Below are 18,491 nucleotides of genomic sequence, written 5' to 3'. Positions count from 1 at the left end.
TTAGGGGAGCAGCCCCCCCCGCCGCAAGCCGCCGCTCACCGAACCGCGTAGAGCGCCGATACGTTGTTCGCCCAGACCAGCACGACATCGTCCGCCAATGCGGGTTTTGCAGGGAAATCGAGCGTCCAGACATAGCGGAAGGTGCCGCGATCGAAGCCCTGCACCGCCTCGCCGAAATGCGTGGTCTTGTATTCGCAGCTCGCCGGATAGACGAGTTGCGATGGATCGGCGCGATAGGGCTCGGCCTGCGGATGGCGCGGTCGCAGCAGCTGCTGGTCGGCAAGTGCCCATTGGCCGTTCTCGAAGGCGTCGCGCCGCGCCACGGCGATTCCGGCGATGTGGCCGAGCCGGTCGCTATGCCATTGCGACGAGCAGGCCTCGTTGACCAGCACCAGCACCGTCGTTCCGCGCGGGATATGCGACACCGCCTCGAGTGCCGCCTGCTGCGTGCCCGCAAAGAGCAGGAACGCGATCGACGAAGTCGCCATGCGCAGGACGAAGAAGCTCGTGCCGGCAATCGCCAGCGAAGCCTCGAAGCGCGCATGTCCCGGCTGCACCCGGATCGCGACGAGCGCGAGCGCGACCGCGGGCGCCAGCATGCGCATGTCGACATAGGCGCCGCCGACGATCAGCCGAGGCAGCGCCACGAACGCGATGAGGCAGAGCAACGCCGCGGTGCCGGTCAGCGGATCGAAGCGCAGACGCCGATCCCGTACCGCGGCCCAGAGCAGCCCGAACAGCAGGATTGCGCAGCCGACATCGTACCATTTCCAGCGTTCGCGCAGCAGCGAGGGAAGCCAGCTCACTTTGGCCTTCCAGTCCCACAGCGCGCCATCGCCCGGCGCAGCCCCGACCATCAGCGCCGCCGGCCAGGCGAGCGGCAGGCACCAGCCGATCGCACGCGCCAGCGACTCTCGGTGGCCGTGTCCAGCCTCCCGCAGGCGTACCCATTCGGCGGCGAAGGCGAGCAGTCCGAACATCCCCCAGCCGAAGCTGTGCGCGATCCAAAGGACGAACGCGATCGGCAGGAACAGCAGCGCACGCACCACGGGTCGATGCGCCAGCGCCACCCAGAGCAGCAGCGCATGCAGCGCCAGTCCTCCGGCCAGCATGAAATTGACGAAGCCGAGCTGAAAGGCATAGCCATAGACCAGCGGAAAGGCGAAGCCGGCGGCGGGTGACAGCGTCCCCCCTGCCCGGCGCGCGAGCAGGATCAGCCCGCTCACCCACAGCGGCGGGATCAGGATCACCACCAATTTGGTCGCATGCTCGGCGGTCAGGATCGGCGACAGCAATTGGACGATGAGGTCCACCCCGAGATTGCCGACCAGCCCCCATTCGAAGGTCCAATGCTGCTGGAGATCGGCCGATCCACGAAGCGCCGCGGCGATATGATAGCGCCCGATATGTCCCGGCAGATCGGCGAGCGGCGGCAGGCCGGGTGCCAGCAGCGGTACGCAGGAAAGCAGGATCGCCGCCACGGCGAACCACCGCGTCTCCCACCAGGCGGTCTGGGTGCGGCTCATTGGCGCGCCACCGCGAACAATGCAGGTGCCTCGCCGGGGGCGGAGATCGGTCGGAGCCATGCGGGTGGCCGGCCGGCGGCAAGCGCGCCGCTCAGCCGCGCCGGATTGCCTGCCTGCGCGCCGAGTTCGGCGAAGTCGCCGGGGCAGAGCGCGACGTAATCGACGTGCCATTGCCGTGCGATCGCCTGCGCGTTGCCGGTCGGGCCGAGGAAAAAGCGGTACATCGCCAGATTGCCGGCAGTGTTGCGATGATAGGGCGCCGCGACCACCCGGTGCGGTGTCGCGGCGAGCGTCCAGGCGCCCATATCGATCGGCGCCATGAGAGTGCCCGGGGCCAATGCGGCGAGGTGGGCGAGCGCGGCGGGACCGCTGCAGCTCGCGGTGGCGGGGCCAATGGCGGCTGGCGGCGCGAGTGCGTCCGCGGCGAGCGGGTAGAGCAAGCCGGCCGAGACGAGCCATGCCGGAAGCAATGCGATCAGCCCCTTGGCGCGCGCCGCGGTGATCAACGCGGCGAGCGCGGGAGCGGCAAACAGCGCCCCGGCATAGGCACCGCGGAGCTGGATCAACGCCAGGCCAAGCGCGGCCAGCTGGAGCGCGAGCAGGACCAGCCAGCGCCCCTCGCGCGTGCCGCGCCATGCCCAGCCCGCCGCGGCGATTCCAACGAGCATCGATCCGGCATAGCCTATGGCATGCGCCAGCGGCGCGCCGAACAGCGGCTGCGCCTCGGCGACATTGGCAAGCCAGAGCCGCGCTAGCAGCGGATCGACCTGACGATAAGGCCGCAGGCAGCCGGGCGAGAGCGCAAGGGCTCCCACTATCGCAACGGAGGCAGCCACCAGCACGGCGATCCCTCGTGCCTTGGATGACTCGGCTGCGAAGCCGAAAGCAACCAGCGCCAGCGGTGCCAATGCGGCAAGCTGCGCCGCGCGCCAGAGTTCGGCCGTAAAGCCGTCGCAGCCCGGCCAGTTCCAGCCGCTGGTGCGCAGCAGCGCGGATGCGGCGGCGAGCGCGAGGACCAGCGCCACCGCATAGCCGGCAAGCCGCGCCTGCCCTTCTCGGCCGTCAAGCGCCCAGCGAACCACGATCGCTGCCCCGCCGACTGCAAGCAAAGGCGCGGTCTCGATACCGATGACGAGCGAGGCCGCACTGGCGATTCCCGCCGCGGCGCCCGCGACGAGCGTGCCCCGCCCGATCGCGGTGCGCGCGACGACCAGCAGCAGCACCATCTGGAGCCCGTGATGGTCGATCCGCCCCGGCATGAACAATGTCGTCGCAGGATAGGCCAGCGCCGCGACCAGCGCGGCGAGCGGGCCGGAGGTGCCAAGCGTGCGCGCGATGCCGGCCACGAGCATCAGCGCCGCGGCGAACAGCAATGCGGGCCAGAGGATCACTGCAGTCAGCTCGGCGGCATGCGCCCCGACGAGCGGCGAGAGCAAGGCGATCAGCGCGCCGGGGACAAGATCGGGCAGCCGCGACCAGTGCATCTCCAGCCCCGGCTGCGCACCCAGCCGGTGCTGGGCAAGGTAACCGAACGCCTGCCCACCCAGCCAGTCGCGGATCTGCTGGAGGCGGACCACATCGTCGGTGTCGGGAAGCCGCAGCGCCGAAAGGTTCGTCCAGCCCTGCACCGTCCAGGCGACACTGAGCAGCCCCGCGAGGAGCAGGGCGACGCCAAGCTCGCCCCAATGCCGATCCTGCTGCTGCGCGGGCATGGCACTTGCCTAACCGCGCATGGTTAAGGCGGCGTTAGCCGTCCCGGCGCCCCAGCAAACGCAGCCGCAACGCGTTGAGCTTGATGAAGCCCGCCGCATCGCGCTGGTCGTACGCGCCCTGATCGTCCTCGAAGGTAACGACCTTCTCGCTGTACAGGCTGTGCGGCGAGCGCCGGCCGGTGACGATGACATTGCCCTTGTAGAGCTTGAGCCGGACCGTCCCGGTCACCTTCGCCTGGCTGTGGTCGATCGCCGCCTGGAGCATCTCGCGCTCGGGGGCGAACCAGAAGCCGTTATAGATCAGCTCGGCATAGCGCGGCATCAGCTCGTCCTTGAGATGCGCGGCGCCGCGGTCCAGCGTGATCTGCTCGATCCCGCGATGCGCGAGCTGATAGATCGTGCCGCCCGGCGTCTCGTACATCCCGCGGCTCTTCATCCCGACGAAGCGGTTCTCGACCAGATCGAGCCGGCCGATGCCGTGTTTGCGCCCGAGTTCGTTGAGCGCGGTCAGCAGCGCCGCGGGCGACAGCGCCTCGCCGTTGAGCGCAACGCCGTCGCCACGCTCGAAATCCACCGTGATCGTCTCGGGCGCGTCGGGCGCGTCCTCGGGATTGACCGTGCGCGAATAGACGTAATCGGGTACCTCGTCCCACGGGTCCTCGAGCACCTTGCCCTCGGACGAGGTGTGCAACAAGTTGGCGTCGGTCGAGAACGGCGCCTCGCCGCGCTTGTCCCTGGCGACTTCGATCTGGTGCTGCTCGGCGAACTCGATCAGCCGGGTGCGGCTGGTGAGATCCCATTCGCGCCACGGCGCGATGACCTTGATGTCGGGGTTGAGCGCGTAATAGCCGAGCTCGAAGCGGACCTGGTCGTTGCCCTTGCCGGTCGCGCCGTGGCTGACCGCGTCGGCGCCGACTTGGCGGGCGATCTCGATCTGGCGCTTGGCGATCAGCGGTCGCGCGATCGAGGTGCCGAGCAGATACAGCCCCTCATATTGCGCATTGGCGCGCATCATCGGGAAGACGAAGTCGCGGACGAATTCCTCACGCAGATCGTCGATGAAGATATGCTCGGGCTTGACCCCGGCGCGCTCGGCCTTGCGCCGTACCGGCTCGAGCTCCTCGCCCTGGCCGAGATCGGCGGTGAAGGTCACCACCTCGCACTGATATTCCTGCTGGAGCCATTTCAGGATCACGCTCGTGTCCAGCCCGCCCGAATAGGCAAGGACGACGCGGTTGATCTTGTCGGACATGGGGCAGGCAACTCCAGTGCGGGAAACCGGGGCGCTCTAGGGTTCCATGCCCGGTCGTGCAACCATTGTGCTGTCGCGGCGGGAGAGTTGGCTGGCTCAGCCCGCCTCGCGCAGCGCCTCGGGCGCGTCGGCACGCAACGCCATCTCGCGCTCGACCATATAGTCCCGCGTAATCGGCAGCGCCGTCCGCGAGCGCGAGAACTGGAGCTGGTAATTGACCAGCCCGCCATTGAGGAACCCGACATACGAGCCGGCCAGATAGAAGGTCCACATGCGGAAGAACCGCTCGTCATAGAGCGCGACGATCTCGTCCTTCGCCGCGACGGTGCGATCATACCAGGCCTTGAGCGTGTGCGCGTAATGGAGCCGCAGCACTTCGATGTCGGTCGGGAACATGCGCAGCCCCTCATAGCCCTGCGCGATTTCCGAGAGCGCCGGGATATAGCCGCCGGGAAAGATATATTTGAGCGTGAACGCATCGGTGACTCCCGGCGCGCCGGCACGGCCGATCGTGTGGAGCAGCATCACGCCTTCGGGGGTGAGCAGCTCGCGCACCTTGCGGAAGAAGGTGCGATATTGTGGCGTGCCGACATGCTCGAACATGCCGACCGAGACGATCCGGTCGAACTGCCCCGTCATCGCGCGATAATCGATCAGCTCGAAACGCACCTTGCCGTGCACTCCGCGCGCGGCGGCGCGTTCGCGGGCGACCTTGAGCTGTTCCTCGGAGAGTGTGATGCCGACGACTTCGGCGCCGGTCTTCTCGTGCAGATAGAGCGCCATCCCGCCCCAGCCACAGCCGATATCGAGCACGCGCATCCCCGGCTCGATCGCCAGCTTGGCGGCGATATGCGCCTTCTTATCGAGTTGCGCCTGTTCGAGGCTGTTGCCCGGATCGGTGAAATAGGCGCAGCTATATTGGCGGTCGGCGTCGAGGAAGAGATCGTAGAGCCGGCCCGAAAGGTCGTAATGGTGCGCGACGTTGCGCTTGGCCTGCCGCGCCATGTTGTAGCGACCGATGCGGTGCATGACATTGTTGAGCAGCCGGCTGAACGGCTTGGGCTCGAGCGCGGCGGTGGCATCCTCCCAGCGGTTGTTGCCGGTCATCAGCGCAAGCAGGTCGAGCACATCGCCCTGCTCGATCACCAGCCGGCCGTCCATAAAGGCTTCGGCGGCGCCGAGGCTCGGATCGCGCAGAATCGCCGAAGCGGCGCCCGGGCCGAACTGGATCGTCACGGGCTGCAGCGCGGGATCGGGTGCACCGAAGTCGCGGTGCGTGCCGTCGGCATGGATCACGGTAAGTTCGCCGCGCTTGACGGCACGTTCGAAGAAGCGGTCGATCAACGCCATAGCTCGTCCTGCACACAGCCCCCGCCGACCCGCTAAATTAGGTGCGTAACGAGTTTCCGCAATGCGGAAAAAATCGAAACGCAGCCGATCATCGTCATTCCGGCGAACGCCGGGACCCCAGGCGGAGGCACGATGCGCCACGGAAGCGTAGGCCGTAGACATTCAGCCCTTTACTTCCCTCGCCCCCTGAAAGGGGGAGAGGGTTGCGCAGACTTAGTCTCTGCGCAGCAGAGGCTTAGTCGGAGCTGGGGGAGGGGGTGCGGCCGCAAAGCGGCCGCGCGGAGCAAAGCTCCGCACTACCCCTCACCAAGCTACGCTAGGCTGCAAGCTGCGCTATCCTCTCCCCTAGCTAGGGGAGAGGAGTTTAAGCTGAATGTCGATGCCGCCTAGATCCCCGCATACCATTCATAGCCGTTCGAATCCTCCCAATAGCCGCCCTTGCCCGCCCCGATCCCGGCAAGGCTGGCCACCGCTTCGATCCGCATGACGTATTTCGCTTGCTTGTAGCCGAGCTGACGCTCGACCCGCAGCCGCAGCGGCGCGCCGTGGCCGACCGAGAGCGTGGCGTCGTTCATCGCCCAGGCGAGGATCGTCTGGGGATGGAAGGCGTCGATCAAGTCGACCGATTCGTAATAAGGCGTGCCGCCGAAGCGATCTGCGCAGTGAAACACGATGTAGCGCGCGCTGTCGCGGATCCCGGCAAGCTGCAGTACCGTCTCCAGCCGCGGCCCCTGCCATTTGCCGATCGCGCTCCAGCCCTCAACGCAATCGTGGCGCGTGATCTGCGCGCGCTGCGGCAGCGACTGGATCTGCGCGAGGCTGAGGCTCAGCGGGCGCGCGACGAGCCCGTCGACGCGCAGCCGCCACTCGGCGAAGCGGTTCGCCGCCAGCGCATTATATTCCGGGGTATTCGGATTGCCGGTGCCGTTGACGCGAAAGATCGGGCTGCGCTGCTCGGGCCGGAATTGCCGCGCGAGCGCCGCGCGGCCGGTGACCGAGCGCTGGAGGAAACGATGCGCATCCTCCGCGCGCAGCAGCGCCGGACTATCGGTGAGCGAGTCGCAGCCGGCGAGCAGGCTCGCGCCGGTACCAACGAGCAAGGTGCGCCGAGTGATCATCGGTCCTCCTCGGGCACGCGCCACCAGCCGGTCACCATCGCGCGCACTTCGTTGATCGGGCCGGCTAGGATCACCAGCGTCAAGTGGACGACGACGAACAACGTCATCCCCGCCATCGCAAGAAAGTGCACCGAGCGCGCCGATTGCCGTCCGCCGAAAAGGTCCGCGAGCCACGGCCACATCCCCGGCGAAATCGCCAGCCCCGAGACGATCAGCAACGGGATCAGCCCGAACACTATCCCGGCATAACTGAGCTTCTGGAAGATGTTGTACGCCCGCGGGTGTTCGGAATCGTGGAAGCGCAACGCGAGATGCGCCTTGAAGTCGGTCCACAGCGCCCGCGGCGCCAGCTCGCGGCGGCGGATTCGCAGGTCGCGCTGGATGTGCCGGTTGATAAGCCCGACGATCACGTACGCCAGCAGCCCGAAGCCGAGCACCAGCGCAAAGAACAGATGCCAGTGCCGCGCGCCGGCAAGGCTGTAGTGGCTCGGGATCGTCGCCCAGCCGGGAAAGCGCGGCAGCTCGAGCCAAGCGTGATCGAAGTTCGCGCCGTAATGCCCCCAATAGAGCCGCGGATGCGCGTTGAAGATCATCAGCCCGCTCGGGATCAGCACGAGGATCGCGAGCGCATTGAGCCAATGCCAGACACGCGTGAACAGCCGGTGCCGATAGACCGTGCGGGACTGAGAGCCATCCATCGCGTCGCCATAGCGCATCAGCTATAAGCGCGCACGAAGAAGACGACGGTCGTCGCACCCGTCACCAGCAAGGTCCAGCCGCGCACCACGCCGGGCGACAGGCGCTTGCCGATCACTGCGCCGAGCCACCCGCCCAGGATCGACCCGGCGAGCATGGGGAGGGCCGCCCACCACCACACCATCGCGAAGCCGATGAACACGAACGCCGCCGCGAAATTGGCGACCGCGAGCATCAAGGTGCGGATCGCGAACAGCTCGCGCGGGCGGATATTGGCGAGCAGGCCGTACACCGCGGTGGTGATCAGCCCCACGCCGCCGCCGAAATAGCCGCCATAGATGCCGAGAAACGCCTGCGTGACGAGCAGGGTACGCCGCCCGATCGTGACTCGCGCATGGAGCCAGTCGGCCGCGCCTTTGCCGAACACCATCACCACGAAGGCGAACAGCAGCAGCCACGGAATGATGACGTCGAAAGTCTCGCTCGGCGTGAGCACCAGCAACAGGCTGCCGACCAGCCCGAAGCCGAAGGTGGTCGCCGCGAGTAGCTTGACCGACATGCCCGCCACCGGCCCCAACTCGTCGCGATAGGCCCAGGCGCTCGTCGCCGCCCCGGGGAGCAGCGCGACGTTGGAGGTCGCGTTGGCGATATTGGCAGGGAGTCCCAACGCGATCAAAGCCGGCAAGGTCGCGAAAGTGCCACCACCGGCGAGCGCGTTCATCGCACCGCCAAGAATGCCGGCTGCGGCGGCGAGCGCTGTCGAAGAATAATCCAAACCTTGATCCGTTCGCCCTGAGCTTGTCGAAGGGCCGTACTTCATTTTCCAGCGGTGAAAAGGCAGAGCGGTGCTTCGACGAGCTCAGCACGAATGGAAGAGAGGAGCGCAAATGAACGAGGTGCTCGCCGATTATGCCGCGGCAGCCACCCCGGCGTTGATCGCCGGCTACGACGCGCTTACTTCCGCGCAGATCTATGCCTCGGTACATGACTGCCTGCCGCGCGAGCCCGCCCGGATCGCTGATATCGGCGCCGGCACCGGCCGCGACGCGGCGTGGTTCGCCGAGCAGGGGCATCGCGTCCTGGCAGTCGAGCCGGTCCGCGCGTTCCGCGAAGCGGGGATCGCGCTCCACGGAGACCGGATCGCGTGGCTGGACGATCAGCTTCCTGATCTTGCCAAGCTGCGGACCTGTGAGCCGTTCGATCTGGTGACGCTGTGCGCGGTCTGGCATCATCTCGATGCCGCCGGCCGCGCACGCACGATGCCGAACCTGGCGCGAGCCACCGCGCCTGGTGGCAGATTGATCCTGTCGTTACGCCACGATCCGGATCCACCTGGCTGCGGCACCTTTCCGGCGCCGCCGGAAGAAGCAATCGCCCTCGCGCGCGCGGCGGGCTTCGCTCTGACTCGCCGGGCCGATGCCGAATCGGTGCACGCCGAGAGCCGCGCCAAGGGAGTCCGCTGGACCTGGCTCGTTCTGACGAAAAGCGGGCGCGACTCGACTGGGAAATGAAAGAAGCCTGCGGTTACTCTCCGTTTACGCCCGTCGCCTAGTTTGGTGGCAGCAAGGGAGCGCAGGATGCCCGGAAAGCTAGTGATCGCCATCGGCGCGATGTTGCTCGCCGCGAACGGAGCGGCAGCGCAAGTGCCGACCGCGGCCGCCACCGTGGCGGAGCTGAGCAATTCGGCCTGTTACGCGCTGGCGAGCGGCGCCGTCGCGATGCCAGCGGGTCCGGACGCGCTGGATCGTACGATCAAGACCGTCGAATCGTTCGGCCTGAGCTTCGGCGTGCCCAACGACGCCACGGCGCAGGGCCCCGCGGTCACCACGCTGATTTCCCGCGCGACGCTCGGCTCGAAGACATTGCCGGATGGCCAGATCCTGTTTGCGGACGGTGGCGCTGCCGGTTGCCGCATCATCCTGCTCGCCGATCCCCGGCCCGACCTGACCGACGCCGTCGCCGCCGGGCTGGCGGCAGGCGGGTGGCGCGCGATTCCCGAGATGACGGCGACGCGCGGCACGATCGAACGGCGCGCGTTCCTCCGCCGGGACAAGGCCGGCACACCCTATCTGCTGAACCTGATGACCGTGATCGGTCAGCCCGGCAGGTTGCGGCTGTTCACGACCGTGGCGCGCATCCCGCCCAACGTGACGCTTCCCGCCGGCTATTGAGCTTCAGCCGAGCGCCGTCATCTTCTCTTCGGCCAGCCGGTCCATCTCGGCGCGGCTCTTCTTCTCCGACGCGGTCTTGAGCTGGCCGCACGCAGCGTCGATGTCGCGCCCGCGCGGGGTGCGGATCGGCGCCGAATAGCCCGCTTCGAAGATGATCGTCGAGAAGGCGCGGATCCGCTCGGGCGCCGAGCATTCGTACGGCGCGCCGGGCCAGGGGTTGAACGGAATCAGGTTCACCTTGGCCGGAAGCTTGTACTTCCTGATCAGCCGGACCAGCTCGTGCGCCTCGGCATCGCTGTCGTTCTTGTCCTTGAGCATGACATATTCGAAGGTGATCCGGCGGGCATTGTTCGCGCCGGGATAATCGGCGCAGGCCTGGAGCAGTTCCTCGATCCCGTATTTCCGGTTGATCGGCACGATCTCGTCGCGAACTTCCTTGGTCACCGCGTGGAGCGAGACCGCGAGGTTGACGCCGATCTCCTCGCCCGCCCGCGCCATCATCGGCACCACGCCCGAGGTGCTCAGCGTGATTCGACGCTTCGACAACGCCAGCCCGTCGCCGTCCATCACCAGCTTGAGCGCGTCGCGGACATTGTCGAAATTGTAGAGCGGCTCACCCATTCCCATCATCACGATGTTGGTCAGCATCCGCCCCTCGGGCTGGCTCGGCCATTCGCCGAGTGCGTCGCGCGCGAGCATCACCTGGCCGACGATCTCGCCCGGAAGCAAGTTGCGCACCAGCCGCATCGTGCCGGTGTGGCAGAAGCGGCAATTGAGCGTGCAGCCGACCTGCGAGGAGACGCAGAGTGTGCCGCGGTCCGCATCGGGGATGAATACCATCTCGTAGTCCTGGCCGTCGTCCGAGCGGAGCAGCCATTTGCGCGTCCCGTCGGTCGAGACCTGCGCCTCGACGACTTCAGGACGTGAGATCACGAAGCGCTGCTCGAGCCAGGGCTGCATCACCTTCGAGATGTCGCTCATCAGCGCGAACTCGGTGACGCCGCGGTTGTACATCCAGTGGAACAGCTGCTTGGCGCGCAGCTTGGCCTGCTTGGGCTCGAGCTGCGCGGTCTCGAGCGCCATGCGCAGATCGGCCTTGGACAGCCCGAGCAAGTCGATGCGGCCATCGGCGCGCGGCTTGAATTCCCGCGGTACGGGCACGGGATCGATGTGCCCCGGGATGGGCATGAGGGCGGCCGACTCTGTCTGCATGCCCGCCATGTAGGCGATTTCGCGCCGCTTTTCCACTCCCGCGCGTGTGGGACGCGAACCGGCCGCAAGCGCTGCCTTATCCCGCGAATCGAACGACGCATCGCGCAACGGGTTGCCACTCGGGACCCCGACTGCCCAGCTTGCGTTCAACAGGGGCAACAATTCGGAGTGACCTATGAAGTTTCGCAATTCCACGCTGATCCCCGCAGTGGCGCTGCTCGCGACGCCTGCGGCTTTCGCCCAGACCGCGCCGACCCAGGCTCCGGCGCAAACCAGCCCGGCGCCCACCGAGGCGCCTGCAGCCCCCGCATCCGGCACGACCGGCGCAGGAACCGCGGCAACCGCCACGGTGACCGATTCCGAAGTCTCGCAATTCGCCACCGCGGCGCTCGCGATCGGCAAGATCCGTGACGATGCGGCGGTTCCCGAGGCCGACAAGAACGCAAAGTCGGTGACCGCGATCACCTCGACCGGGCTCACCGCGGTGCGCTTCAACGAAATCGCGCAGGCGATGGCAGCCGATCAGACGCTCAACAAGCGGATCCAGGCTGCCGCCGCCAAGCAGCAGCCCGCGGCGGCAGCGGCCCCCGCGCAACGCTGAGCTTTCGGGGCGGCGGTGCGGTCGCCGCCCCAGCCTCTCGATCAGGCGCCGATGCCAAGCGCAGCGAAGCTCGCAACCAGCGATTCGACGAGCGGGGTGTGCGGCTCACTACCCAGCAATTCCACCAACTCGCGATTGTCGAGCCGGACCGGGTGCTGCCAATAGGGTCGCATCTCGATCAATTCGCGCATCGTAGGATTGAACGGCGCGATCAGCGGCAATGCCCACCACGGCAGGCTGCCGACCGGCAATTGCTTGCCCAATGCCTCCCGGATCGCCGCGACGAAGCGCGTGCCGTCCGCGTCCCAATGCCCCCCGAAATGATAGCGCGCGAAATGCGGCAATTCGCGCTCGCGATCCAACAGCCGGGCAAAGGTCTCGCCGACATCGGGTAGATAGGCCCAACCATGGCCGGCTCCCTTCGCCCCCGGATACACGATCGAGCGCGCCTGCGGCTTGACCATGCCCTGTGTCAGCCAGCTATTCCCCGGCCGCGGCCCATAGAAATCCCCCGCACGCAGGATCAGCGCCGGCACCCCCGCCGTCTCCAGGCTTTGCTCCATCTCGACTCGGATGCCGCCCTTGCGGGTCCGCGGCTGCTGGGGCGAATCCGGCTCAGCGACCGGCGTGGCGGCGGGATCGTAATTGTAGATCGTGCCGGGCAGCGCCAGCCGGGCACCGTTGGCGCGCGCCGCCGCGATGCTGTTGGCCAGCATTGCCGGCACCTTATCCGGCCACCCCCGATATCCCGGCGGATTGACCGCGTGGACGATCGCCGAAACGCCCTCTGCCGCGCGCAGCACCGCGGCCGCATCCAGCGCATCGCCTTCGAACCAGGCGATGTCCGGATCGAGGTGCGGCCGCAGCATGCGTGCCAGCCCGCGCACCCCCCAGCCGTGGCGGACCAGCGCCCGCGCCGTCTCTCCACCCACTCCACCAGTCGCCCCAAGTATCAAGGCCGTCTTCGTCATTGTCCGTCTCCGTGTTTGCCCGGCAAGAGATGCAGCGCCCACGGCTCGAATGAAATTGTCGCGCATGTGTAGCTCGCCTATACAAATTTGATGAGCGCGCTCGACACCGGGATCGATTGGGAGCGTCAGCGCGCGTTCCTCGCTGTAATCAGCGAAGGCAGTCTCTCGGCCGCGGCGCGGCGGATCGGCGTGGCACAGCCGACCGTGCGGCGACGGATCGAAGAACTCGAGACCGAGATCGGCACGCCCTTGTTCACCCGCAGCCCGAGCGGCCTCCTCCCGACCGCGCAGGCGGAGGCGCTCGCCGAGCATGTCCGCGCGATGGCGCTGGCCGCGGAGGCGTTCGTGCGTTCGGCGTCGGCGGAGGCGCGCGAGATCGCCGGACGGGTGCGGATCACCGCGAGCGATGTCGTCGCGATCGAAGTGCTGCCGCCGATCCTCGCCGCTCTATCGCGCCGATATCCGGCTCTGGTGATCGCGCTCAGCCCGAGCAACCGCAACGAGGACGTGCTCCGCCGCGAAGCCGATATCGCAGTGCGGATGGTGCCGCCGCAACAGGAAGCGCTCGTCGCCCAGCGCATCGGTGCGATCCCGCTGGGGATGCATGCGCATGCCGACTATCTTGCGGCGCGCGGCACGCCGCGCTCGCTCGACGAAGCGCGCGGGCATGTTCTGATTGGGGTCGAGCACGACACGCCGGCGCTCCGCATGCTGCAGGCCGACGGGCTGCCGATCGGCCGCGACGATTTCGCCTTCCGCAGCGACAGCGACCTTGCCCAGCTCGCCGCGATCCGCGCGGGAATCGGCATCGGCTTCTGTCAGGTCCCCCTCGCCGCGCGTGACGGGCTGGTGCGGCTGCTGCCCGACGCGTTTGCCTATGATCTCGAGACCTGGGTCGTCTGCCACGAGGATTTGCGCAACGTCGCCCGCGTCCGCGCGGTGTTCGATGCGCTGGTGGCCGGGTTGCGGGAATATATCAATTTCCCTCTCCCACCGGGAGAGGGAGCGTAACCTAACCCCGCCCCGCGCACCCCAAAGCCGCCGCATCGATCGCGGTCGCCGCGCCCTTGAGTGCGTAGGTATCCGCGAACGCCGCGCCATTGGTGGCGATCGTCTCGACGCTCATGCTGCGGCCGTCGCGGATCGCCGCCACCACCGCCGCATCGGTGCGCGCATCGGGCGCCCAGGCGTCGGCATCGCCGGCGCGCAGATCGAAGCGGCGCTCGCCGATCGCGAGAGTCACGCGGGCATTGGGCGCCCGCACCCGGCTCAGGCGAATATGAAGCTGGTTGCGTACGCCCTGCCCCGGCCAGCCGGCGATGCTGGCAAAGGGCTGGCCGCTGCCACCCACCGGCTTGGCGATCGCGAAGCAGCGCAAGGGCGAGGCGTCGCGAAACGCGCCCCAGCTGCCGAAGATGCCGAGCACGTCGCGCGGCGGCATCGCAAGAAGCAAGGCCAGCGCGATCATGCCGGCGCGGCACCGTGCCCGGTGCCGCGATGGACGACGCGCTCCACGCCCTGCTCGATCAGCACCACCGATCCCTGCGGCAGATCGGGCGCCACCGGTGCGCCGAATTGCGGCATGACGTCCGCGCCCGTCATCACCCCGCGCAGGATCCGGCTCGACATGCCGTGCATGATCACCAGCCGATCGCCGGGGTCCTCGTCCGTGTCGGCGAGCCAGCCCGAAACCCGTTCGGCAATCGAATCATACCATTCGCCGCCTTCGGGCGGGCGGCTGTACAGCCCGTGCTCGAGATCGAGAAAGCTGCCGACCTCCTGCTGCAGATCGGCATAATAACGCCCGCTCCACGCCCCCATCCCGATCTCGACGAGGCGATCGTCGGTCTTCGCCTGATGCCAATCGAGCTCGAGATGTTCGGCGATGATCGCCAGCGTCTGCAGCGCCCGGCCGGCGCTCGACGACCACAGAGTCAATTTCGGCTTGGCTCCCAGCAATGCGCGCAACGCCGCCCCCATCGCATCGGCCTGCGCGAAGCCCGCGCGCGTGAGCGGCGTGTGCGGATGATCGCCCTGCATCCGGCGCGCGATGTTGAACACCGTCTCGCCGTGACGGGCGATGAAATCGCGTCCCTTGCGGTTGCTCGTTGGCATAGACGTCTCCTCAGCGCCTCCCGACGCCGAAGGCAATGGCCAAGTTCCATCGGCCACGATTTAGCCTCGTTTCATTCATGCAACGAACAGGTGCGTTACGTCATCAGTACACCGCTCGGCAACGGGCTCTTACCAGTAATCGGGAGTATCATATGCGTAACCTCATCCTCGCCGCGCGTACGGCGCCCGCCGAGGCGCCCCCGTCCTCGCGAACGACGCCAGTTCGCTTCTGAACTGATCTACGTGCCCCTGTTGCAGAAATGCCACGATTCTCGCTGTTTATGTGGCGTTCATGAAACTCGGGACTCCAATCCCCAGTTATGCCCCGGCCCGCTCGAACAAGCGGGTCGGTACCCAAGGAGTAGTTATGCGTAAGCTTGTTTTCGTCGCCGCCCTCGTCGCTTCGTCGGCCCTGTCCGCTCCCGCCTTCGCGCAGGACGAGGCCCCCAGCGCCCCCAGCGGTTTCCGCGTCGGCGTGGTCGGCGGTCTCGATATCCTGCGTCCGGGCAGCTCGGAAGACACCGACATCGACGGTGACGACCAGAGCACCGAAGGCTTCCTCTACGGCGTCGAGGCCGGTTACGATATTCCGCTCGGCGGCGCCGTGCTCGGCATCGAGGCCGAACTCACCGACTCGACCGGCAAGACCCGCGTCAACCGCGCCGATCCGAACACCTTCGGCTATGGCTCGGTCGCTGCCGGCCGCGACATTTATGTCGGCGGGCGTCTCGGCTTCGAAGTGAGCCCAGGCACCCTGGTCTATGCCAAGGGCGGTTACACCAATGCGCGGCTGAACGTGCTCGCCTCCGACGGCGCGACCGAGCTCGAGGACCGCAACTTCCAGCTCGACGGCTGGCGTGCCGGCGCGGGCGTCGAGAAGTCGATCGGCCGCAACACCTATGCCAAGGTCGAGTATCGCTACTCGAAATACACCGACGCCGACTTCCAGTTTGCGAACGGCACGACCACCGACACCTTCTCGGTCGACACCGATCGGCACCAGATCGTGGCGGGCGTCGGCTTCCGCTTCTGAAGCCTGCCGCACCATTTAGGTGTGCATGAGAGGGTCGGGGCGCTTGCCCCGGCCCTTTTTGCCGTTAGACACTATGTTCGAGCCAATTCGCCAGCGCCCGGATTCGTGCGCGGCACCGGGGGTTTTTGAGTGATGAAGGCGACGATCGAACGCGCAACTCTGTTGAGGGGCCTCAGCCACGTCCAGTCGGTGGTCGAGCGGCGCAACACGATCCCGATCCTGTCCAACGTGCTGATCGAGGCGCAGGCCGGCGGCACGATGCGGCTGATGGCCACCGATCTCGATCTGCAGATCGACGAGACCATCGCCGCCGCGGTCGACCAGCCGGGCGCGATCACGCTCTCGGCGCACACCTTGTTCGACATCGTCCGCAAACTTCCCGAGGGGTCGCAGGTCGAGCTCGCCGCTGCCGAGGGGCGCATCACGGTCAATGCCGGTCGCGCCAAGTTCACGTTGTCGACGCTGCCGCGCGACGATTTCCCGATGATCGCCGAGGGCGAGCTGCCGACGACGTTCGAGCTGCCGGCGGAGACGCTCAAGCAGATCATCGACAAGACCCGCTTCGCGATCTCGACCGAAGAGACGCGTTATTATCTCAACGGCATCTTCCTCCACGTCACCGACGACGCCCAGCCGCTGCTCCGCGCCGCGGCGACCGACGGCCACCGCCTCGCCCGCGTCACCGTCGCGCGCCCCGACGGTGCCGACGGCATGCCCGACGTTATCGTGCCGCGTAAGTGCGTCGCCGAGTTGCGCAAATTGCTCGACGAAGTCGATGGGTCGGTCGGCGTGTCGCTGTCGGCCTCGAAGATCCGCTTCGATCTCGGCCAGGCGATCCTGACTTCCAAGCTGATCGACGGCACCTTCCCCGATTACAGTCGCGTCATCCCGACTGCGAACGACAAGATCCTCAAGATCGATCCCAAGAGCTTCATGCAGGGCGTCGACCGCGTCTCGACGATCGCCACCGAAAAGACCCGCGCGGTCAAGATGGCGCTCGACCGCGACAAGATCATCCTTTCGGTGACCAGCCCGGAGAACGGCGCGGCGGCGGAGGAAGTACCCGGCGAATATGCGGCGTTGCCGTTCGAGATCGGATTCAACAGCCGCTATCTGATGGACATCCTCGCCCAGATCGAAGGCGACCTGGTCGAGGTCCACCTCGCCGACGCCGCGGCACCGACGCTGATCCGCGAGAATGACAGCTCGCCGGCGTTGTACGTGCTGATGCCGATGCGTGTCTGAATCGCGACGAGCGACTCCGACTTATCCACGTATTTCCGCGAGTCGCATCAATACGTAGGACTTTATTTGCCGGTCAAATGCTATGGCGTCGTCCATGCAGGGATTGGAAGCACTGGTAGCCTTCAACGACCGCCGCGCGCGCGAAGAGCGCGAGCGCGCGGAGCGCGCGGCCAATGCGCGCGACCGCGCATTGCATCTCGAAATGGCGTCGATCTTCGCGCGCCGTGCCGAGATCCGCAAACGACTGGTCGCATGATCACTCCGCCTTGACGGCGCTCACATCGGCCCGCGCACGATCGCGTACCGCCTGAACCTTCGCTTCGGCATGCTGCTCGACGATCTTGGCATCCGCGCGCAGTGCCTCGGCCTTGGTCCGCAGCCGCTCGGCATCGAAGCCGTTGGCGATTTCGGCCTGCTGCGCCAGCGTGTCGCCTTCCGCACGGATCTGCGCGATCTGGTTCTTGGAAGCCGATTCGATCGCTTCCGCCTCGGCCGTTGCCGCGCCCTGTATATTGTCGATCCGGGCCTGTTCAGGCGTTCGCGGGCCGCAACCGGCGAGCGTCAGGCCCAGCAATGCGACGGGCGCGATCCAGCTTCGCATTACATTTCTCCCTGTTTCGTTGGGGCAACAGCCTAGCGCCCGCTTTGGTTGCGCGCGATCCGGATTGAACTTTGCTCCGCCATCTGCTATTTACACTCATGTAAGTAGCACGAGCAGGCAGATCATGGCGACTCAGGCACAACCGCCGTTCAACCCCGGGATCCCGATGAAGCGCGAATGGGGCACTGCCCTTTCCGCACTCCGCCGGCTGCTCGCCAATGGCGACGACACCGAGCAGGTGTTCCGCATCATGCGCGCGTTGAACGGCGACGTCACTCAGAAGAATTACCGCAAGCTGCTCACCGTCCCCGGCGGCGGCAAGCTCGCTTATCATCGACTCGAGCTGGCCGAGCGGCTGTCCGACCGCGGCTGGATCGACGGTTTCGCCCCGGGCACCGTCGGCGGCACGTATCGCAGCTTCCTCGATGCGACCGGCTATACCGCCAAGGGACTCGAACAAGTCAGCCTCGATGCGATCGGCGTCGACGCCCTCGCGGTCGAGCATCCCTATGCCTGGATGGGCCGCCGCGAACGCGACATCCACGATCTGTGGCACGTGCTCACCGGCTACAAGGCCGACGAGCATCTCGGCGAGGCGTGTCTCGTCGCCTTTTCCTATGCCCAGACCGGCGGGCTCGGCTGGGCATTCATCGCCGCCGGCGCGGCGCTCAAGAGCATCCGGATCACCGGCAAGCTCGATTTCTTCCGCGCCGTGATCGAAGGCTATCGCCACGGCAAGGCGGCGCGCTGGCTGCACGGCGAGGATTATGAGGCCTTGCTCGCCGAGCCGATCGAATCGGCCCGCCGCCGGCTCAACATCGCCCAGCCCCAGGCTTATCGCGTCGCCCAGGCCAGCCTTGCGGCAGCGGGACTGAGCGGAATCTGACG

The 18,491-nt window shown here is 66.9% G+C and carries 20 protein-coding genes; 8 read left to right on the top strand and 12 right to left on the bottom strand.

Annotated elements, in window-relative coordinates; translation table 11 throughout:
* Positions 1-35: 35 nt before the first annotated feature.
* The 7 genes from E5A73_RS13240 to E5A73_RS13210 all read right to left on the bottom strand — a co-directional run bounded on the left by E5A73_RS13240 (position 36) and on the right by E5A73_RS13210 (position 8,474).
* Positions 36-1,526: a hypothetical protein gene (locus tag E5A73_RS13240; protein ID WP_135964326.1), complete on the bottom strand. Its 1,491-nt coding sequence runs from the start codon at positions 1,524-1,526 to the stop codon at positions 36-38.
* Positions 1,523-3,238 carry a hypothetical protein gene (locus E5A73_RS13235; protein ID WP_135964325.1) on the bottom strand — a complete coding sequence of 572 codons (1,716 nt, stop codon included), beginning with the start codon at positions 3,236-3,238 and terminating at the stop codon, positions 1,523-1,525. Before E5A73_RS13235 ends, E5A73_RS13240 begins: the two co-directional genes overlap by 4 nt.
* A gap of 34 nt (positions 3,239-3,272) precedes the next feature.
* Positions 3,273-4,490, bottom strand: a complete 1,218-nt coding sequence (locus tag E5A73_RS13230) for an argininosuccinate synthase (protein WP_135964324.1) — start codon at positions 4,488-4,490, stop codon at positions 3,273-3,275.
* 96 nt (positions 4,491-4,586) lie between these two features.
* Positions 4,587-5,840, bottom strand: a complete 1,254-nt coding sequence (locus tag E5A73_RS13225) for an SAM-dependent methyltransferase (protein WP_135964323.1) — start codon at positions 5,838-5,840, stop codon at positions 4,587-4,589.
* A gap of 386 nt (positions 5,841-6,226) precedes the next feature.
* The gene (locus E5A73_RS13220) at positions 6,227-6,958 is read right to left on the bottom strand and encodes a molybdopterin-binding protein (protein WP_135964322.1); all 732 of its coding nucleotides are present in this window, start codon (positions 6,956-6,958) and stop codon (positions 6,227-6,229) included.
* On the bottom strand, positions 6,955-7,656 hold the full coding sequence (locus tag E5A73_RS13215; RefSeq protein WP_135964321.1) for a cytochrome b/b6 domain-containing protein: 702 nt from the start codon (positions 7,654-7,656) through the stop codon (positions 6,955-6,957). The genes E5A73_RS13220 and E5A73_RS13215 overlap by 4 nt, the downstream gene beginning before the upstream one ends.
* Positions 7,657-7,673: 17 nt before the next feature.
* Positions 7,674-8,474 (bottom strand): sulfite exporter TauE/SafE family protein, encoded by an 801-nt coding sequence (locus E5A73_RS13210; protein ID WP_135964320.1) that lies wholly within the window; start codon positions 8,472-8,474, stop codon positions 7,674-7,676.
* Positions 8,475-8,541: 67 nt separating this feature from the next.
* Here E5A73_RS13210 and E5A73_RS13205 point away from each other — a divergent pair, with 67 nt between their 5' ends.
* Positions 8,542-9,165: a class I SAM-dependent methyltransferase gene (locus E5A73_RS13205; RefSeq protein ID WP_135964319.1), complete on the top strand. Its 624-nt coding sequence runs from the start codon at positions 8,542-8,544 to the stop codon at positions 9,163-9,165.
* A 66-nt stretch (positions 9,166-9,231) separates the two neighbouring features.
* The gene (locus E5A73_RS13200; protein ID WP_135964318.1) at positions 9,232-9,825 is read left to right on the top strand and encodes a hypothetical protein; all 594 of its coding nucleotides are present in this window, start codon (positions 9,232-9,234) and stop codon (positions 9,823-9,825) included.
* Positions 9,826-9,828: 3 nt separating this feature from the next.
* Here the strand turns inward: E5A73_RS13200 and rlmN are convergent, their stop codons facing one another.
* Positions 9,829-11,013 carry a dual-specificity RNA methyltransferase RlmN gene (rlmN, locus tag E5A73_RS13195; RefSeq protein WP_135964317.1) on the bottom strand — a complete coding sequence of 395 codons (1,185 nt, stop codon included), beginning with the start codon at positions 11,011-11,013 and terminating at the stop codon, positions 9,829-9,831.
* 199 nt (positions 11,014-11,212) lie between these two features.
* On the opposite strand from rlmN, the gene E5A73_RS13190 reads away from it, so the two are divergent.
* Positions 11,213-11,638, top strand: a complete 426-nt coding sequence (locus tag E5A73_RS13190) for a DUF4168 domain-containing protein (protein ID WP_135964316.1) — start codon at positions 11,213-11,215, stop codon at positions 11,636-11,638.
* Between the two features lie 41 nt (positions 11,639-11,679).
* Here the strand turns inward: E5A73_RS13190 and E5A73_RS13185 are convergent, their stop codons facing one another.
* Positions 11,680-12,609: an NAD-dependent epimerase/dehydratase family protein gene (locus tag E5A73_RS13185; RefSeq protein WP_135964315.1), complete on the bottom strand. Its 930-nt coding sequence runs from the start codon at positions 12,607-12,609 to the stop codon at positions 11,680-11,682.
* A gap of 90 nt (positions 12,610-12,699) precedes the next feature.
* On the opposite strand from E5A73_RS13185, the gene E5A73_RS13180 reads away from it, so the two are divergent.
* The gene (locus E5A73_RS13180; protein ID WP_135964314.1) at positions 12,700-13,620 is read left to right on the top strand and encodes a LysR family transcriptional regulator; all 921 of its coding nucleotides are present in this window, start codon (positions 12,700-12,702) and stop codon (positions 13,618-13,620) included.
* A 1-nt stretch (position 13,621) separates the two neighbouring features.
* Here the strand turns inward: E5A73_RS13180 and E5A73_RS13175 are convergent, their stop codons facing one another.
* Together E5A73_RS13175 and E5A73_RS13170 are read right to left on the bottom strand one after the other, a co-directional pair.
* Positions 13,622-14,077 (bottom strand): hypothetical protein, encoded by a 456-nt coding sequence (locus E5A73_RS13175; RefSeq protein ID WP_135964313.1) that lies wholly within the window; start codon positions 14,075-14,077, stop codon positions 13,622-13,624.
* Positions 14,074-14,724 carry a histidine phosphatase family protein gene (locus tag E5A73_RS13170; protein WP_135964312.1) on the bottom strand — a complete coding sequence of 217 codons (651 nt, stop codon included), beginning with the start codon at positions 14,722-14,724 and terminating at the stop codon, positions 14,074-14,076. Before E5A73_RS13170 ends, E5A73_RS13175 begins: the two co-directional genes overlap by 4 nt.
* A 367-nt stretch (positions 14,725-15,091) precedes the next feature.
* On the opposite strand from E5A73_RS13170, the gene E5A73_RS13165 reads away from it, so the two are divergent.
* From E5A73_RS13165 to E5A73_RS21405, 3 genes are all read left to right on the top strand, one after another.
* Positions 15,092-15,757, top strand: coding sequence for an outer membrane protein (locus E5A73_RS13165; RefSeq protein WP_135964311.1), 666 nt, complete (start codon positions 15,092-15,094; stop codon positions 15,755-15,757).
* A 132-nt stretch (positions 15,758-15,889) separates the two neighbouring features.
* Entirely contained in the window at positions 15,890-17,002 is a 1,113-nt protein-coding gene (gene dnaN / locus E5A73_RS13160) for a DNA polymerase III subunit beta (RefSeq protein ID WP_135964310.1), read from the top strand.
* A gap of 94 nt (positions 17,003-17,096) precedes the next feature.
* Positions 17,097-17,258, top strand: a complete 162-nt coding sequence (locus tag E5A73_RS21405) for a hypothetical protein (protein WP_168355931.1) — start codon at positions 17,097-17,099, stop codon at positions 17,256-17,258.
* Here the strand turns inward: E5A73_RS21405 and E5A73_RS13155 are convergent, their stop codons facing one another.
* The gene (locus E5A73_RS13155; protein ID WP_135964309.1) at positions 17,259-17,603 is read right to left on the bottom strand and encodes a hypothetical protein; all 345 of its coding nucleotides are present in this window, start codon (positions 17,601-17,603) and stop codon (positions 17,259-17,261) included.
* Between the two features lie 124 nt (positions 17,604-17,727).
* Here E5A73_RS13155 and E5A73_RS13150 point away from each other — a divergent pair, with 124 nt between their 5' ends.
* The gene (locus tag E5A73_RS13150; RefSeq protein WP_135964308.1) at positions 17,728-18,489 is read left to right on the top strand and encodes a Coq4 family protein; all 762 of its coding nucleotides are present in this window, start codon (positions 17,728-17,730) and stop codon (positions 18,487-18,489) included.
* Positions 18,490-18,491 lie beyond the last annotated feature (2 nt).

Source organism: Sphingomonas gei (assembly GCF_004792685.1).
Lineage (GTDB): Bacteria > Pseudomonadota > Alphaproteobacteria > Sphingomonadales > Sphingomonadaceae > Sphingomonas > Sphingomonas gei.
The sequence above is the reverse complement of the archived record's forward strand: the minus strand, read 5'-3'. Positions and strand labels throughout refer to the sequence as shown.

Bases quoted from the DNA above. Each gene is read 5' to 3' on its own strand.
- E5A73_RS13235 (WP_135964325.1), bottom strand. From the start codon at position 3,238: ATGCCCGCGCAGCAGCAGGATCGGCATTGGGGCGAGCTTGGCGTCGCC.
- E5A73_RS13155 (WP_135964309.1), bottom strand. From the start codon at position 17,603: ATGCGAAGCTGGATCGCGCCCGTCGCATTGCTGGGCCTGACGCTCGCC.
- rlmN (WP_135964317.1), bottom strand. From the start codon at position 11,013: ATGCCCATCCCGGGGCACATCGATCCCGTGCCCGTACCGCGGGAATTC.
- E5A73_RS13205 (WP_135964319.1), top strand. From the start codon at position 8,542: ATGAACGAGGTGCTCGCCGATTATGCCGCGGCAGCCACCCCGGCGTTG.
- dnaN (WP_135964310.1), top strand. From the start codon at position 15,890: ATGAAGGCGACGATCGAACGCGCAACTCTGTTGAGGGGCCTCAGCCAC.
- E5A73_RS13200 (WP_135964318.1), top strand. From the start codon at position 9,232: ATGCCCGGAAAGCTAGTGATCGCCATCGGCGCGATGTTGCTCGCCGCG.
- E5A73_RS13150 (WP_135964308.1), top strand. From the start codon at position 17,728: ATGGCGACTCAGGCACAACCGCCGTTCAACCCCGGGATCCCGATGAAG.
- E5A73_RS13165 (WP_135964311.1), top strand. From the start codon at position 15,092: ATGCGTAAGCTTGTTTTCGTCGCCGCCCTCGTCGCTTCGTCGGCCCTG.
- E5A73_RS13210 (WP_135964320.1), bottom strand. From the start codon at position 8,474: ATGAAGTACGGCCCTTCGACAAGCTCAGGGCGAACGGATCAAGGTTTG.
- E5A73_RS21405 (WP_168355931.1), top strand. From the start codon at position 17,097: ATGCAGGGATTGGAAGCACTGGTAGCCTTCAACGACCGCCGCGCGCGC.
- E5A73_RS13240 (WP_135964326.1), bottom strand. From the start codon at position 1,526: ATGAGCCGCACCCAGACCGCCTGGTGGGAGACGCGGTGGTTCGCCGTG.
- E5A73_RS13220 (WP_135964322.1), bottom strand. From the start codon at position 6,958: ATGATCACTCGGCGCACCTTGCTCGTTGGTACCGGCGCGAGCCTGCTC.
- E5A73_RS13215 (WP_135964321.1), bottom strand. From the start codon at position 7,656: ATGGATGGCTCTCAGTCCCGCACGGTCTATCGGCACCGGCTGTTCACG.
- E5A73_RS13225 (WP_135964323.1), bottom strand. From the start codon at position 5,840: ATGGCGTTGATCGACCGCTTCTTCGAACGTGCCGTCAAGCGCGGCGAA.
- E5A73_RS13175 (WP_135964313.1), bottom strand. From the start codon at position 14,077: ATGATCGCGCTGGCCTTGCTTCTTGCGATGCCGCCGCGCGACGTGCTC.
- E5A73_RS13180 (WP_135964314.1), top strand. From the start codon at position 12,700: ATGAGCGCGCTCGACACCGGGATCGATTGGGAGCGTCAGCGCGCGTTC.
- E5A73_RS13185 (WP_135964315.1), bottom strand. From the start codon at position 12,609: ATGACGAAGACGGCCTTGATACTTGGGGCGACTGGTGGAGTGGGTGGA.
- E5A73_RS13190 (WP_135964316.1), top strand. From the start codon at position 11,213: ATGAAGTTTCGCAATTCCACGCTGATCCCCGCAGTGGCGCTGCTCGCG.
- E5A73_RS13230 (WP_135964324.1), bottom strand. From the start codon at position 4,490: ATGTCCGACAAGATCAACCGCGTCGTCCTTGCCTATTCGGGCGGGCTG.
- E5A73_RS13170 (WP_135964312.1), bottom strand. From the start codon at position 14,724: ATGCCAACGAGCAACCGCAAGGGACGCGATTTCATCGCCCGTCACGGC.